Origin of the sequence: Isoptericola croceus (assembly GCF_029382255.1) — a bacterium.
In the GTDB taxonomy this organism is placed as follows: Bacteria; Actinomycetota; Actinomycetes; order Actinomycetales; family Cellulomonadaceae; genus Isoptericola; species Isoptericola croceus.
On sequence record NZ_JARLLG010000340.1, the window covers coordinates 1 to 267 of the forward strand.

The 267-nt window shown below is 67.4% G+C and carries 1 protein-coding gene; it reads right to left on the reverse strand.

Annotated elements, in window-relative coordinates; all coding sequences use genetic code 11:
* Nucleotides 1-267, reverse strand: a 267-nt coding sequence (locus PZC42_RS21565; protein ID WP_277214225.1) for an efflux RND transporter permease subunit, incomplete at its 3' end; no start/stop codon positions are given.

The window sequence follows — 267 nt, forward strand, 5'->3', positions numbered from 1 at the left end:
CGCCGTCTCCTCGATGTCCTCCACCGAGCGCAGGAAGCCCACGCCCCGAATCGCGTACTCGACTCGATTGACCTCGATGCTGCGCGCGCCCACGTCGGCGTTCGAACGCTGCACGGCGCGGATGACCTGCGCCAGGGATACGCCGTAGGCGTGCATCGCGTCCGGGTCCGCATCGATCTGATACTCGCGCACGAAGCCGCCCACCGAGGCCACCTCGCTCACCCCCTCGACGCTCTGAAGCGCGTAACGAACCTGCCAGTCCTGGAT